This is a genomic window from Spirulina sp. 06S082 (assembly GCF_034932145.1).
Lineage (GTDB): Bacteria > Cyanobacteriota > Cyanobacteriia > Cyanobacteriales > Spirulinaceae > CCY15215.
The window spans coordinates 14,397-29,921 of the sequence record NZ_JAYGHV010000391.1 but is presented as its reverse complement, the minus strand read 5'-3'; the positions used below and the strand labels follow the sequence as shown (position 1 = coordinate 29,921).

Genomic DNA, 15,525 nt, shown 5'->3' with positions numbered 1-15,525 from the left:
TGCTGTTACCTTGCTTTTTTTGTAAATTTTTGTTACATTGAATCTATTCGGCTTGACAAAAGCCACAATTATTATCTTTTTCTCTATCTAGGAAACTTATGAACGCTCAAGAAAACTCCACCTCTAAATTTGGTTTCACTGATAAAGCTGAGAATCTGAATGGTCGCCTTGCTATGATTGGTTTTGCAGCAGCGATCGCCGTCGAACTCATTACGGGACAAGGTGTTCTCCATCTTTTCGGATTGATGTAGTTTCCCCTTAATTTCGAGATTTCCTAGTCTAAAAAGCAGGTCATTCTCGTTCCCAGATACTCCGCGATCGCACTCTTTCTTAATGTTTTGAGAAAGAGTGCGATCGCCTTTTTTAGATCCCATCCAGGAGGTTTTAAGACTTCTGCGATCGCCGAGTTTGACGATAGCGTTCAATAAAAGCCAAACTGAGAAAATAGCCCAAAATAGCTGCAATTAAACCCACTACAAAACAGCCAAAAAATAAACGTAAGGCAAAATCCGATCCCACCGCTAACATTTCGGGAGAATTCCAATCAATCGTTTCTAAAGCAATATTTTTCCCCCCTAATAACCAACGTCCCACAGCAAAATTAAACGTATAAATTGGCACGTAAGTGAAAGGGTTGCTCACCCAAGTTGCGGCGGCAGCAGCTAACTTATTACCGCGAAAAAAGGCAGCAAGAATTAAACCGATAATGGTTTGCAATCCAAACAAAGGGAAAAATCCGGCAAACATTCCCACAGAAACACCTCTGGCGATCGCCTTGGGATTTCCTTCCAACCGCAAAAAGCGCAAATAATAATATCTCAGCGATCGCTTCCACCTAGATTGAGATTTTCGACGCTGACGAGGTGAAGATGGACTCGAAGATGGACTCAAGGGTTCCATAGTGCTTGTTTCGATCCTGATTAAATGGTTACGGGAGATTCAACATAAATGCTTGGTTCTTGTATTATAAAAGCAATTTTCTGTTCTGCTAACTCCTTAGAAATTTTCTCATTGGCAATTTCCAGCAAGCGCTTGCGTAAATCGAGAGAATCCTGATACGATCCGAGAATAAAAAAGCTAACTCTCGCTCGAGTTCCTTGCTTATCTTCAGGTTTAAAAACATTAATTCTTGTGCTTCCAGGATCGATACCAAATAAAGTATTTGTACTGTCTTTCACGACTTGTTCGACAAGGGCTTGTTCCCGTTCATCTAATATTTTTGGGAAATCCAGATAGAGTAAAACCATAACTTTTTTACCTCGGCTGATGTTCTCAATATCCTTATTGGCCATAATAGAATTGGGAATAATCAGTAAGGTATTTTTTGCAGGTAAACGCATTTTTGTCGATCGCAAACCAATGGATTCAATGCGTCCAAAAACATCTGGTGCTTGAATATTCAAATTGACGCGAATGTATTCTCCAGGAGAATAAGGACGATCTAAATAAATAACAATCGTACCTAGTAATTGTTCGAGGGTTTTTTGAGCAGCAAAGGCGATCGCGATACCTCCAATACCTAAACCTGCCAATAATCCAAATAAGTTTACATTTTGGCTTTGAGCAAAAGCAACCACTGCAAAAAAACCAATGAAAGCATTAGCAATAGTTTCAACAACCAGGAGTAATTCATCGACTTCCAAACCAATTTGACGGACGATATTAATGCCATAAATCAGTATAAATTGCCGAAATAGGCGAGAGACTAGCCAGGCAATACTGGCAATGGTTGCTAAATCGAAGAAAAACTGTAAAAAATTGTAAAGTCCCCGGTAGTCTTGTAACAATTCAGCAGAGACTGATATTAAAATAAAAGTTCCTGCCATTCTTAAAAGGTCTTCAATCGGAACAATGAGGTTTTGATAAATATCCGCCACTTGCTGCGGTGAAACTCGTCGCACGATCGCAGTTGTAAAAGAAGGAGTATAACGTCCGACGAGGATTGACAAAAGAACAAAAATAAGAAAAATTCCCAACTGAATACCGAGTTGGAGCAGAAATTTTTGTGTTTCTTCGTCAAATTGAAACCAATCTTGTAGAATAACTAAAATGTCCATAAAACTTGTTTAAATCGTGATCGGAGATTCAATTTCAATCGTTTTGTCTTCAATTTCAAAAACGACTTTATAATCATTTAACTGTCGCCTAATATTTTGACAAGCAATATCGAGTAACTGACGGCGAAAGTCAATAGAAACTTGTCCAGAACCGAGAATAAAAAAGGCGATTTGTGCTTCTGTTTTGCGAGACTCTTCGTTTTCTCCTGCATCCTTAAAAGTGACTCTCGTACTGCGAGGATCGATGCCGAGAATATCCCGAGTGCTTTCTATAATAACTTGTTCGATCAGTGCTTTTTCCCGTTCGGGAATAACTTGTTCAAACGCCAAGTGAAGCAGAGAAATTATTTTTTGTGCTTCTGTAAAATTTTCAATATTAACTTGGGTTAAACGGTTATTGGGAATAATAACAATTGTGCCTTTGCCTGATGTTCTGATTTTCGTAGAACGCAAGCCAAGAGATTCAACTCGTCCGAATAAACCATCGGGAAGTCCAATATAATCATCAACAACAAAAGGGCGATCGACTAATAAGACAATACCTCCTAAAATTTGTTCTAAGGTTTTCTGAGCAGCAAAAGCAACCGCTAATCCACCAACGCCCAAACTAGCCAATAAGCCAAAAATATTAATTCGATGGGTTTGGGCAAAGGCAATAATAACAACCAAAACAATCGCTGAATTGACTATGAATTTAAGCGCGATTAAAAGTCCTGAATTTAATTTACGATTGCTTTTGGCAACAGAACCGACCAGATAATTTTCAAAAAATCGGGCGAAGAGTTTCGATCCCACCCAAATTAAACCGGCACAAATCAGTAAACTCAAAGGAAGATCCCAGAAAAATCTTTGTCCCTTGAGAAAAGTTCTCGGAGGTCCGTAAAGAACGAAGAGATCGATAATACTCAGTAGAACAATGCCTAGCAACCTGCCTTGATAGGGAAAAATTACCGCACGATAAAGACTTTGCTGAGGGGGTTGTAAAAATTTGTTTTGTAATAATGTACTTGATTCAGACATAAAATATTGCCGTTCATAACTTTCCTAGTTTGTTATTATAATGCCATAAAAGACATGATTCTGGGGAAAAGAAATGCCGGATTCACCAACCCAAGGAGAAACGATCGCCGCGATCGCCACGGCGGTTGTTCCCGAACAAGGTAGTATTGGCATTGTGAGATTATCCGGCGCACAAGCGTTAGAAATTGCCCAAGAGATTTTTTACGCCCCAGGCAAGCAACAATGGCAGAGTCATCGCATTCTCTACGGTGGGATCTGCCACCCGCAAACCGGGAAACAGATTGACGAAGCACTGCTGTTAATCATGTTGGCACCGCGATCTTTCACCCGCGAAGATGTCGTAGAATTCCACTGTCACGGGGGCATGATTCCCGTACAGCAAGTCTTGCAACTCTGCCTTGAATGCGGGGCGAGGTTAGCACAACCGGGAGAATTTACCCTGCGTGCCTTTTTTAACGGTCGTATTGACCTCACTCAAGCGGAAAGCGTTGCGGATCTGGTGGGGGCGCGATCGCCCCAAGCTGCCCAAATTGCCCTCGCAGGGTTACAGGGAAAATTAGCGACTCCGATTCGCCAATTGCGGCACAATTGTTTGGATATTCTCGCAGAAGTAGAAGCGAGAATCGACTTTGAGGACGATTTACCGCCTTTAAATGAAACAGAAATTCGCGATCGCCTGCAACTTGTGCAAACAGAAGTTAAACATATTCTCGCCACAGCCGATCGCGGGCAACTCCTTCGCAGTGGCTTAAAAGTCGCCATCGTCGGTGCGCCTAATGTAGGAAAATCCAGCTTACTCAACGCTTGGAGTCGCAGCGATCGCGCCATTGTCACGGATCTTCCCGGTACAACGCGGGATGTGGTGGAATCCAATCTCATTGTTGGGGGCATCCCCGTGCAGGTTTTAGATACTGCGGGCATTCGCGCAACCGAGGATACTGTCGAGAAAATCGGCGTTGCGCGATCGCAAAAAGCCGCCCGAGAAGCGGATCTCGTCCTTCTCACCCTCGATGCCCGCCAGGGTTGGACCGATGCCGAGGCCGAGATTTACGCCTTAGTCAAGCATCGCCCTCTGATCCTGATTATCAACAAAATCGACCTCGCCCCCCCCGATCGCGTCACCTATCCCCCGGAAATCGAGCGTACTGCCCCTACTTGCGCCATCGGCGATCGGGGACTCGATCGCCTAGAAACTGCCATTCTCGAAACCATCAAAAGCGAAAATTTAACCGCCGCGAACCTCGATCTAGCCATCAACCAACGACAAGAGGCGGCTTTAACCCGAGTTAAAACCGCCCTAGAATGCGTTCAAAACACGATTGAACAGAATCTTCCCCTGGACTTTTGGACCATCGACCTACGGGATGCCATTCGCACCCTGGGAGAAATTACCGGAGAAGATGTCACCGAATCCGTATTAGAGCGGATTTTCAGTCGCTTTTGTATTGGTAAATAACGTTTATTACCAATTTCCCGTTACTCGTTCCACTTTTGCACCCAATTTGAGGAGTTTCCCTTCCAAATCTTCGTAACCGCGATCGAGATGATGCAGTCCTTTGACCAGGGTTTCCCCATCCGCCGCCAAACCCGCCAAAACTAGGGCAGCAGAGGCTCGCAAATCTGTCCCCGAGATGGGAGCCCCCGAGAGCAGGGGAACGCCGCGAATAATGGCATTTTCCCCCTTAATGCGAATATCTGCCCCCATGCGAACCAACTCGGGTACGTGACCCATACGGTTTTCAAACACGGTTTCTGAGACAACGCTATTGCCCTCACTCAAGCTCAACAAGGTCATAAATTGAGCCTGCATATCCGTGGGAAAACCGGGATAGGGAAGAGTCGCAATATCCGTTGCTCGCAGTTCTCCTGGTATAATTCGCAGACGATTGGGTTCTTCAAAGATAATCTCCGACCCGATTTCCCTTAACTTGGCAATGACTGGGGTTAAATGCTCGGGAATGACGGGAGAGAGCGAGATTTCCGACCCTGTAATTGCCCCGGCAACCAAAAATGTTCCGGTTTCAATGCGATCGGGAATGATGGAATAATCCGTCGTATGTAGCCTCGGTACCCCCACGATAATAATCGTATTGGTTCCCGCACCGCGAATCTTCGCTCCCATTGCCCGACAGAAGTTAGCCAGATCCGCAACCTCCGGCTCCTGGGCGGCGTTCTCGATGATGGTTTCCCCCTCGGCTAGGGTAGCAGCCATCATCAGGGTTTCTGTCGCGCCTACGCTAGGATAGTCGAGATAGATTTTTGCGCCTTTTAATTTACCGCCACTGCCTTTGATATCGGCATAGACGATCCCGTGTTCGATGCGAACTTCCGCACCTAATGCTTGTAAGCCCCGGACGTGGAGATCCACGGGTCGCGCCCCGATCGCGCAACCTCCAGGTAAAGGCACTCGTGCAGATCCCAACCGCGCCACCAAAGAACCAATGACAAAAAAACTGGCTCGTAACTGAGAAACCAGTTCGTAGGGGGCTTTAGAGGTGGTGAGATTGCTGGCATCGATATCAAGGGCATCTCCCTGTCGTTGCAACTTCACCCCGAGGGCTTCTAAAACCTGCCCCATTCTGTTGATGTCCGCCAGAGCAGGAACATTTCTGAGCCGACACTGTTCCGGACATAGTAATGCGCCTGCCATCAGGACGAGAGCAGAGTTTTTTGCGCCACTAATGCGAACATTCCCGCTTAGGGGTCTTCTGCCCCAAATGCGAAGGGCTTCCTGTACTTCATCCCCGGAGGATTTGGTTTTGGTTTGGCTTAAAGAGGTATCGATCGCTCTGTTTTCCACAATTAGTTCAAGTTTTGCGAAGTTTTGCAATTTTTTTGTTTTGATATTACCAAAAAGATTGACAATTGCCAGCTTAAATGGGTCATCTTGTCAGCAATTCCTGAAAGAAGGCGACGATTTAGCACAAAAATGGTATGTTCGATCTTATTTTTCTGCGATCGTCTAAAAAATTCTTTCCTTGTTTATTCTTTTTCCCAATTATTACGGGCGATCGGGGTAATCTTGAAAAATCGTAATATTTGTGGCATAATACTTAGTTGCATATAACCTGCGGAACTGGCGGAATTGGTAGACGCGCTAGATTCAGGTTCTAGTGGGAGATAATCCTGTGCGAGTTCAAGTCTCGCGTTCCGCATATCTTAAAACAATAACAAGTCAATAGGGGTTTGATAATAAGTCAATAGGGGTTTGGAGACCAAACCCCTACGAGAATTATGGCAACAATACTAACGATACTCATGATTTGTCCTAAGCGTTCCTCCAGACCGACTATGAGTTTAACAGATATGCGATGCTTGCCTTCGGGGATTAAAATTCCTAAAAGTCCGCGATCGGGATAGACAAAAAGGGATTGATGAGTTCCCATAATTTCTGCATTCCATGTTGGATAGTAGAATTGTCGGACTGTTACAAATACCTTGGTCGTTGCATTCGTTTCTAGGATAATATTTCTGGGTTTCCATTGTTTGACGGAAATTTTTCCTTGGCCAGAAACAATATCGGCACCATCAATACTTGCACTTAATTTTTGCATTTCTTTGTCCGACCACCATATCTCCTCGGCAAACCATTTTGGGCGATATTCGGGAGGTTCTCGCTTTAATTTTAAGACTTCTGATACGCGACTGGGTTTGTGAATATTGTCGTTAAAAACTAATCCTAAAGCAAATTTATTTTGTATTGCCCATCCCCCATTTAAACAGATCGCGATCGCCATCATGGAGAGGGCGATCGCCAACAAAGTTTGCTGATTTTCTAATTGAGATTTTACGATTGATAGTGAAGCAAATATGGGCAATAATGCCAAGGAAAAAAAGAGAAAAACTCGTGCCATCAAAAAAGCCGAATCTCGCGTCGGGTACATTAAATAAGATATCCATGATGACATACTAATCGAGAATAAAATTAACGCGATCGCGGCTTTCCTAATATTTCTTAATGAGTCTAATTCTAAGGAAGAGAAAACCAAGGCGATCGCCGCAGAAATACTTAAAGTTAATAAAGAATGAAACCGCCAAGGAAACTGGATTTTTTGTAAAGTTGTCACTTTCTCCCAAATGAATTGACTGAAGGGTGTCATCATCAAGATTGAAGCGAAAGAAATAGAAATCCAATAAATAATTTCTTGTTTGTTTTTGCTACTATTTTGATATTGGATCGATAAGCAAGAAATAATGGCGATCGCCCCTATAAATAAAGTCAGTAATTCTAAATAATTCCAAAAATGAGCGCGATCTGGGAATTGTTCAAGCAGGAACAAAAAGTTATTCTGATAGAGAAATCCCTCTTCTTTCCAGAGAAAATGTGTAGAAATATTCTCTTGCATGGTTATTGCTGAAACCCAGTAAAATGCCGATAAACCCAATCCCACAATGAGTGATAAAAATACCAATAACGCCATTTTTATTCTTTCTTTCGCTGAAAAAATTGCATAAAGAACAGGAACAAAAGCAAAAATAATAAAGGTTAATAAATGTGTTATAGATAACAGAAAATAGCTCAAAATTATGCCAATTAAACTTAACTTCGATCCCTTAATAAAGCGAACTGTGAAATATAAGATTGCAGGTAGCCAAACAAACGCCCAATATTCTGCATAAGCAAAACGGAGATATAAATTTATAGTGAGATGATAGGGCAAAATCATGTAGGCGATCGCCCCCATTAAAGCAGCATATTCTTTGGCAATTTCTCTGAGCCAAAAATAAGCAGTAGTTCCCGATAGTATTAGTGCTAAACAACAGGAAGCAGCCAAAGCCATCCAGCCAGAAGAGTCGCTAAAAAATACAGGATGGAATAAACTAGAAATATAGTAGGGAAAAGGTGGATAAAAGAAAAAACTCGGACTTCCTAAACCAAAATTAGCATTAAATAACCAACGGGGATACAAGTCTCCCTGCCAAAACTGTTCCGCAAAACTATTTGACCACAGGAGATGCACTTTAACATCGTGAGCATCAAAAACACCATAAAATAGAGAAGGAAGTGTGAAAAGGAGCGCGATCGCGCTAATCAATACTAAATGCCGAAACCAAGTTTTTTTAAAGAAAAGATGATTAATCATTTAATAAGAAGAAAAAAGAAGCAGTAACCATAAATGAATAGGACTCCAAAGCAGAATAGGAATTAACCAAAACCACTGTAAAAATCGATTCTCTCCTGGGATTGTCTTTTGGATGCCCCAGATTAATACTTCAAAAACAAGCAAATAAATAATCCCTCCTAAAAATAAAGACATTTCCGAATTTGCGTACAGAGAGACACCAATATCAGTATGAGCGATCGCCAACGCGATCGCCGATGAAACCCAAACAGCCACAAACGCCAAAAATCCTAAAAAAAGTTTCGTTTTCATACCCTCCATAAAACCCTCAACACGACAACAAACCTAACCTTGAGAAACCCTCGAAGCAGGCAATATGCGCTATCAACTATCAATTATCAACTATCAACTATTAACTACGCTAAATCCGGTGGAATAGGGCGAGATTTAGGTTGAGAAGACTTCTGCCAATCTTGCCATTGTACTTCCACTAACTTCTGTAAATCCGATCGCCGCACCTCCTTTCCTGCTGATAAATTCCCAGGAGTTTCCATAAAAACAATACTATCAACCTCCTTGAGGGCGAATAATTGAAATAAAATATGAGTGACAGGAAGGGCGATCGCGACCAAATTGGGATCGGAAGTATCTTGAAAATTGGACGCATCTTTGAGAGAAACAAACCCATAAATTACCTTCTTTTCCACCCCCGCACGAGCGCGATTGCTCAAAGTGGTCAACACCCAACCCTGCTCTAATGTTTGTATAACATAATATTCCAACTGCTTTAACTGCTCGGAAAACGCCCTTAAAGTGGGGACCACCGCATTTTCAATAATCTGTACCGTCATCCCATCATCCGGCGATCGCTCGATTAAGATTTGTAATTGTCCTTCAATATCCATTTTTCTACAATTAGGCAATAAGGTCAGAAATTCCAGCTTATCTCGAGTTTAGCTTTTGATTGCGTCCGTGCTAACCTTGACAATATTCTCTAGAGAACTCACAATTGGGTAAGGGACTCTACTAGGAACGTGGGGATAGTTTTTCAGCATCTATTGACTCAACTCCAGCAACACACGAGGGCATCTGAAAGTCAATGCCGAAATGTTGCCACGCGCATCACCGATGAAGTTCAGCGCATTTGCGATCGCAGCCAGCGCATTCAAGCCTCGGCAGAAATTGAAAATGAGGCCAAAGAGTTGGCCAATAAACGCCTGCAACAATGTCTCTACTATTTTAAACTCGGCTCCCATCAAGGAAAAGTAAAACTGCACACCCTCCTCACTAGAATTGTCTATAACCATATTTTCTCATCCTATGGTTCAAATACCCGTCAAGCTCGTCTCGATCGGGTTGACGACTTTCTGCAAGGATTTTACGTTGAAGCACTGAATAACTTTCGTAAAGAGGCGAAACTTTCTCTAACTTATTCTCCGCGATCGCTCCTGGAATTGTCAGAATACTTGGCCTTTTGCCAGCGCTATGCCAGACGGCGCATTCCTTTACCCAGTCATCGTTCCCAACAATTGATAATACTGCGAGCGTGGACTTTTGCCCAAGACAACCCTCCTGAAATCTTCGTTGATATAGATAGTGTTGCCGAAGGGAACTCTTTTGAAGCGGGAGATCGCCGAGATCCCATCATGCAGCAACTTCGCTCTCTCCTCGTCAGTACAGCCAATAACCTGCCCGATACCAACCTGTACGATACCATTGTTGAAGAAGTCATTAACTATCTCGAAAGCCGCAAGCAACAAGATTGTGCCGATTATTTTATTCTCCGTTTGGAAGACCTGACAGCCGGTGAAATTGAACATCTTTTAGAAATCAACTCTCAAAAACGGGACTATCTGCAACAGCGTTTTAAATATCACCTAATTCGATTTACCTTCCTCGATCGCTGGAAACTCGTCCATCAGTGGCTAGAAGCTGATTTAGATCGCAATTTGGGCTTGACCCCTCAAGAATGGCAATCCTTGCAAAATCAATTGACTCCCCAGCAAAATCAAATCCTGCAACTCCAGCGTGAAGAGATGGCGATTTCGGCGATCGCCATCGAAGTTTCTTTAACGCCAAAACAAACCCAAAAGCAGTGGTATAAAGTACTCAAACTTGCTTGGGAAATTCGTAATCATTCTCTATCCTGATCGGGGGCATCGGTCGATGAATAATGAAATGAATCAAAACTGGGATTCTTTATACAGTCAATTTCTCAGTTGGCTCAAACCAGAATCTGAATATCTCTCCTCCTCGGAGACAAGGGAGGAATTCCAATTTTCCCAGAGTGAAAACTCAATGGGGGAATTGGAGCTTGAAATGCTAGATCCCTTGGACTGGGAGGAAGAAGAAATAAATTTAGCATCTTCCGCTTTTGATGAACCTACAGAAACCTCTCAATCTTTCACTATGGGAAAATCCATCGTGCAGAAACGATTTCAAGCGCTGTTGCAGCGCAAATTACAGGAGAAAATCGAGCGCAACCCCCCTCTATTCCCCTGGGAAACGGAACTGACAGAATACGATTCTGAGTATGTGGACGAAACGACGGCGATAATGTTGCCTTCGCGTCAGTTGTGGCTTCCTCAAGTTGCTGGGCTGATCCCTGTTCCCTTACCCGATCGCGTCCTCTCGATCCTTCTCGATACTTGTACCGAGGCCATGGGGTTAATTCGCCCCCAGAATGCAAAAATGGTCAAAGCGGTCAAGGCTTTGTTTCCTGAATATGCCCGCAAACTCGATAATATGCTGGGAAACCTTCTCCTCTCTCCTAGTTTGACCCCCAGTCGCTTGTCTGACCCAGAGCAACGGCAAAGATTAGCGGCAGTTTTGCCTGGAGCTTATGAAGAGGCGAGTTTGGTACAACAGGTGGCGATTTCGCTATTAGTGGCGAAGGAAATTTTAGCCACTTTGTCCATTACCCTTTCTCCTAGCCAACCTCGCATCGAAAGACTTTGGGAAACCACGGGGGGGACGGTCAGATTTTTGGTGGATTACGATCCAGAATCTCGCGATCGCGAAGATTTATTCAGTTTTACCCCCCTGCGCGTCAGGGTGCAGTTACCCAAAGGGGGCAGTTTAACCTTACAAGCCGATCGCGAATCGATTACGGCACAACGAACTTATGCAGGGTATTTGACCGTTGAATTGTCGGACTGGCAAGCAGGACAGCAATATTTACTTGAGGTGCGATTGAACGATCCTGGGCAAATGCCTTTGAAGTTCGCGATCGTTTGTCAATAGAAAAATAAAGCAAAGCATTTGCTTTTTATCTCCCTCCATCCTCGGGCTTTGGAGGGAGATTTTCCGTATTATTAACTCAAATCTTTCTTTGATTTTCCTGCAATAATTTCTAAGTCTTGGGTAATTTCTTCATCCACCACGGATAATAAATTATCAAGAGTTTTTAAGAGTTCCCCCTCTCCCTGTTTAAATTCTTTTGTTAATACATCTTTGACGTATCGCTGTTCTTCTTCTCGCAAGCCAAACAATTCTGCAATGGAATTTAATTCTCTGATACTCACCTTGCGATCGGCAAAAATGCAGCGCAATAATGCTTTTAAGTCAAAATCGTTGCCTGCTAGATCTTGAGGAAATTGGTCAACTTCAACGGATAAGGCTAAATCGAGAATTTGGCGCAGTTTACTTTCGGAAGGAACTAAACAGAGGAAGGGAATTATTTTTGTAAACAAATATTCTTTTAACTCTTCTGCCGCGATCGCATTGTTCATCGTTTGAATTTGAGAATGATTTTGTGTTATTTTACAGCATTAATAGAACGCGATCGCCTCTAATCTATGAACCCAGCAGAACCCCTTCGTAGCGTCCACACGACCAATTTTCCCGATATCCTCAAACAATTGGGCATTTCTTTAGCGATTTCTACTTATCAAGCGGGAAAGTTAATTCTGGTTCGGGCGGATGGAAATACCCTCAATACTCACTTTCGTATCTTTAAAAAGCCGATGGGGTTGGCAGGCGATCGCGAAAAGTTGGCGATCGGCAGTGAGGTGCAAATTTGGGAACTCCGCAACGCCCCTGCTGTCGCCCAAAAGCTCGATCCTCCTGGCAAACATGATGCTTGCTATCTCCCTCGCCGCACTCACATTACAGGAGATATCGATATTCACGAGATGGCGTACATTAAAAACGAACTTTGGTTTATTAATACTCGTTTCTCTTGTTTGTGTACTTTGGATAAGATCAGTAGTTTTGTCCCGCGTTGGCGACCGCCTTTTGTGAGTGCTTATGCCCTTGAAGATCGCTGTCATTTGAATGGTTTGGCAGTTGTTGGCGATCGCGCTAAATATGTAACGGCTTTGGGAGAAACCGACACCTTGGAAGGATGGCGGCAAAACAAGGCATCGGGGGGCATTCTCATGGATGTGGAAAGCAATGAGATCATCTGTCGGGGCTTATCGATGCCCCATTCTCCCCGTTGGTACGATAATCGCCTCTGGGTGTTGGAGTCGGGGAAAGGCAATCTTTCAACTGTCGATCCGACGACGGGGAAAGTAACGGCGATCGCCACCCTGCCAGGGTTTACGCGAGGGATTGATTTTATCGGGCGCTGGGCATTTATCGGACTATCTCAAGTGAGAGAAACAGCAGTATTTAGCGGCATTCCCATTACAGAAAGCCTAAAAGAGCGCATTTGCGGGGTTTGGATGGTGAATATCGATACTGGGGAAATTGTGGCTTTCCTGCGCTTTGAAGATGCGGTACAAGAGATTTTTGCCGTGCAAATATTACCTGGAATTCTTTTTCCAGATATCGTGGATTGGGATGAAAAATTACTGGCTTCCTCTTATATTTTACCCGATGAGGCATTACAAGAAGTTGTTCATCCTGCGCTAACTATTTCTAAAATAAAACCTTCTCCAGCAATGAATGGAAAGAGCGATCGCCCAGATAATAAACCCGAGGAGTATTTTCAATTGGGCTGCGATCGCTACAATCGAGGTAAATTAGAAGAAGCGATTACTTATTTTCAACAATGTTTAGAATTAAAGCCCGATTATGTAGCCGCGCGATATAATTTGGGGGTGATTTATCGAGAACAAGAGAAATGGCAACAGGCAGAATTTTACTTGAATCGCGTTATTGAAGCACAACCGAATAATGCAGAAGCCTATAATAATTTAGGGATTATTGCTCACAATCAAAAACAACTCGATCGCGCTATTTTTAACTATGAAAAGGCAATTCAATTAAAGCCAAATTTTGCAACTGCTCATTTTAATTTAGGCATGACTTTACTGCAAGCTGGGCAATTTTCTCGAGGCTGGAAAGAGTGCGAATGGCGCTGGCAAACCGATGAATTTACGCCTTTTGCTTGTCCGCATCCTCGATGGGATGGTAGCGATATCAGCAATAAAACAATTCTCATTCATACTGAACAAGGATCGGGAGATGCAATTCAATTTATCCGTTATATTCCTTTTTTGGCACAACGTTGTCGAGGGATTATTTTAGTTTGTATTCCCGATCTGATTCCTTTATTTGAAACCGTCGAAGGTATTAGTAAAATTTTACCTCCTGGTGATATTCCTCTCTTGGAGTTTCAAGTTTATGCACCCTTGATGAGTCTTCCTCATTTATTAGGAACAAGTTTAAAAAATATTCCCGATCGCGTTCCCTATTTAGGACAAAAAGAATGGGAAAATGAAGGAAAACTATTATCCCATCCTGTAGGAATATTGCCTGAAACGTCCCTACAGGGGAAAATGAATGAAACGTCCCTTCCGTTAAAAGTCGGCATAGTTTGGTCGGGAAGTCCCACTCATAAAAACGATCGCAATCGATCCTGTCAGTTAGAAGATTTTCTGCCAGTTTTGCAAACTGAAGGTGTCGCTTTTTATAGTCTGCAAAAAGGAACGCGATCGCCAGATTTAGCAAAACTTCCTCCAGAAATTACTGTCCTCGATCTCAGTCCTCAATTAACGGATTATGAAGCAACGGCAAAACTAATTTTACAATTGGATTTAGTCATTAGTATTGATACTTCTGTTGCTCATTTGACAGGTGCTTTAGGAAAGCCGATCTGGGCAGTTTTATGTTATGCTCCCGATTGGCGTTGGATGCTCGATCGCGCTGATAGTCCTTGGTACCCAACCATGCGTTTATTCCGTCAAACCCAACCCCAAAATTGGACGCAAGTTTTTAAAAACCTAGGGCGATCGCTGTCCCAGTTGGTAACAGAAATTAAAAATTCTTAATAATTCTAGAGCCAGAATTCTAGAAATGGGATAGAGATAGGATCAGAAAGAGAACCGATGACTTGCCATGTTTCGTCTCGGTTCTCTTAACTGGTTCGCTCCCCACACCGCTCCAGAATACCTACGATTTTTGCAAATGTCAACTCGAAATAACAATTAATGAATGTAGAATAGTTAGGATAGTTAGGGTTTACCCTAGCCAATCTCGACGATCGCAGAGGTCAAGATGGTACAAGCGCCGACTCAGCCAGAAACAGAAACTCTATTAGTAGAGTTCCCCAAAACCCTTAAACTCTATGTGACTCAAGAGCAATTTGCTGTCTTAGCCGCCAGCAATCGAGAGTTGCGACTGGAAAGAACCGCAGAAGGAGAGTTAATCGTGAATCCACCGACGGGCTGGGAAACGGGAGAACGAAACAGCAAGATTTCCGGAGAGTTATATGTTTGGTGGCGGAATGCAGGCGAACCCGGCAAAACTTTTGAATCATCGACTGGATTTACTTTATCGAATGGTGCAAATCGTTCTCCTGATGCGTCTTGGGTGAGTCAAGAACGTTGGGATGCGCTAACCCCGGAACAAAAGAGAACGTTTGCGAATATTTGTCCCGATTTTGTGGTGGAATTGCGTTCAAATTCGGATACTTTGAAATCTTTACGAGAAAAAATGCAGGAGTATATAGAGAATGGGGCGGTTTTAGGTTGGTTAATCGATCCGCAAAATCGCAAAGTGGAGGTTTATCGGTTAGGGTCGCAAGTGGAGGTATTATCAAATCCAACTGAGTTATCGGGTGAGGAAGTCTTACCGGGTTTTGTGTTGAATATGCGTCGGGTGTGGGGTTGAAATAGAAATTGGGTATGGCTGGCGATCTCGCAACTTTTTCTGGTACATTGAGTTGGTTAGGTGTTATCAGTCTTATAAGGACAACAGCAAGAATGCGATCGCTCTAACACCACTTGACTCCTAAAAACTTATGAGTTACTATAGATATGGATGCAGCAGACATACTTCGCGTATGACATCCCGTTACCTGAAAGGGTCGAGGAAATCCGGTAAAGACGTTCTGAATACCAAAATAAATATTTTGGCGAAGACTCCTTAAGGAGTCTTTGTTATTTGAGTGTGATTTATTTTATTTTATTATTTTTGCGGTGTTGGCAACTTTTAAA

14 protein-coding genes and 1 tRNA gene are annotated in these 15,525 nt (G+C 43.1%); 7 read left to right on the top strand and 8 right to left on the bottom strand.

What is annotated here, in order from left to right:
* Positions 1 to 98 precede the first annotated feature (98 nt).
* Complete coding sequence (locus tag VB714_RS23100) at positions 99 to 251, top strand: chlorophyll a/b-binding protein (protein WP_323227147.1); 153 nt, start codon at positions 99 to 101, stop codon at positions 249 to 251.
* Positions 252 to 384: 133 nt separating this feature from the next.
* Here the strand turns inward: VB714_RS23100 and VB714_RS23095 are convergent, their stop codons facing one another.
* The 3 genes from VB714_RS23095 to VB714_RS23085 are packed head-to-tail and all read right to left on the bottom strand — an operon-like array spanning position 385 to position 3,077.
* Entirely contained in the window at positions 385 to 900 is a 516-nt protein-coding gene (locus tag VB714_RS23095; RefSeq protein WP_323227146.1) for a DUF2062 domain-containing protein, read from the bottom strand.
* Between the two features lie 20 nt (positions 901 to 920).
* Positions 921 to 2,057, bottom strand: coding sequence for a mechanosensitive ion channel family protein (locus VB714_RS23090; RefSeq protein WP_323227145.1), 1,137 nt, complete (start codon positions 2,055 to 2,057; stop codon positions 921 to 923).
* 9 nt (positions 2,058 to 2,066) lie between these two features.
* On the bottom strand, positions 2,067 to 3,077 hold the full coding sequence (locus tag VB714_RS23085) for a mechanosensitive ion channel family protein (RefSeq protein WP_323227143.1): 1,011 nt from the start codon (positions 3,075 to 3,077) through the stop codon (positions 2,067 to 2,069).
* A gap of 73 nt (positions 3,078 to 3,150) precedes the next feature.
* On the opposite strand from VB714_RS23085, the gene mnmE reads away from it, so the two are divergent.
* A complete protein-coding gene (gene mnmE, locus VB714_RS23080) occupies positions 3,151 to 4,533 on the top strand; it encodes a tRNA uridine-5-carboxymethylaminomethyl(34) synthesis GTPase MnmE (protein ID WP_323227142.1) in 1,383 nt (460 codons plus the stop codon).
* Positions 4,534 to 4,539: 6 nt separating this feature from the next.
* On the opposite strand, the gene murA is transcribed toward mnmE, so the two are convergent.
* Positions 4,540 to 5,862, bottom strand: coding sequence for a UDP-N-acetylglucosamine 1-carboxyvinyltransferase (gene murA / locus VB714_RS23075; protein ID WP_416309769.1), 1,323 nt, complete (start codon positions 5,860 to 5,862; stop codon positions 4,540 to 4,542).
* A gap of 285 nt (positions 5,863 to 6,147) precedes the next feature.
* Here murA and VB714_RS23070 point away from each other — a divergent pair.
* A tRNA-Leu gene (locus tag VB714_RS23070) sits at positions 6,148 to 6,232 on the top strand.
* A 42-nt stretch (positions 6,233 to 6,274) separates the two neighbouring features.
* On the opposite strand, the gene VB714_RS23065 is transcribed toward VB714_RS23070, so the two are convergent.
* The 3 genes from VB714_RS23065 to VB714_RS23055 all read right to left on the bottom strand — a co-directional run bounded on the left by VB714_RS23065 (position 6,275) and on the right by VB714_RS23055 (position 9,045).
* The gene (locus tag VB714_RS23065; protein ID WP_323227138.1) at positions 6,275 to 8,161 is read right to left on the bottom strand and encodes a YfhO family protein; all 1,887 of its coding nucleotides are present in this window, start codon (positions 8,159 to 8,161) and stop codon (positions 6,275 to 6,277) included.
* Positions 8,162 to 8,452, bottom strand: a complete 291-nt coding sequence (locus tag VB714_RS23060) for a hypothetical protein (protein ID WP_323227137.1) — start codon at positions 8,450 to 8,452, stop codon at positions 8,162 to 8,164. It abuts the gene before it with no gap.
* 104 nt (positions 8,453 to 8,556) lie between these two features.
* Positions 8,557 to 9,045, bottom strand: coding sequence for a hypothetical protein (locus VB714_RS23055; RefSeq protein WP_323227135.1), 489 nt, complete (start codon positions 9,043 to 9,045; stop codon positions 8,557 to 8,559).
* Positions 9,046 to 9,198: 153 nt separating this feature from the next.
* Here VB714_RS23055 and VB714_RS23050 point away from each other — a divergent pair, with 153 nt between their 5' ends.
* A complete protein-coding gene (locus VB714_RS23050; RefSeq protein ID WP_323227134.1) occupies positions 9,199 to 10,290 on the top strand; it encodes a hypothetical protein in 1,092 nt (363 codons plus the stop codon).
* A gap of 28 nt (positions 10,291 to 10,318) precedes the next feature.
* Entirely contained in the window at positions 10,319 to 11,383 is a 1,065-nt protein-coding gene (locus VB714_RS23045; protein ID WP_323227132.1) for a hypothetical protein, read from the top strand.
* Between the two features lie 71 nt (positions 11,384 to 11,454).
* On the opposite strand, the gene VB714_RS23040 is transcribed toward VB714_RS23045, so the two are convergent.
* Positions 11,455 to 11,871 (bottom strand): hypothetical protein, encoded by a 417-nt coding sequence (locus VB714_RS23040; RefSeq protein WP_323227131.1) that lies wholly within the window; start codon positions 11,869 to 11,871, stop codon positions 11,455 to 11,457.
* Between the two features lie 66 nt (positions 11,872 to 11,937).
* Between VB714_RS23040 and VB714_RS23035 the strand changes: the two genes are divergently transcribed.
* Positions 11,938 to 14,358: a TIGR03032 family protein gene (locus VB714_RS23035; RefSeq protein ID WP_323227129.1), complete on the top strand. Its 2,421-nt coding sequence runs from the start codon at positions 11,938 to 11,940 to the stop codon at positions 14,356 to 14,358.
* Positions 14,359 to 14,584: 226 nt separating this feature from the next.
* Positions 14,585 to 15,199 (top strand): Uma2 family endonuclease, encoded by a 615-nt coding sequence (locus VB714_RS23030; protein WP_323227126.1) that lies wholly within the window; start codon positions 14,585 to 14,587, stop codon positions 15,197 to 15,199.
* Positions 15,200 to 15,525 lie beyond the last annotated feature (326 nt).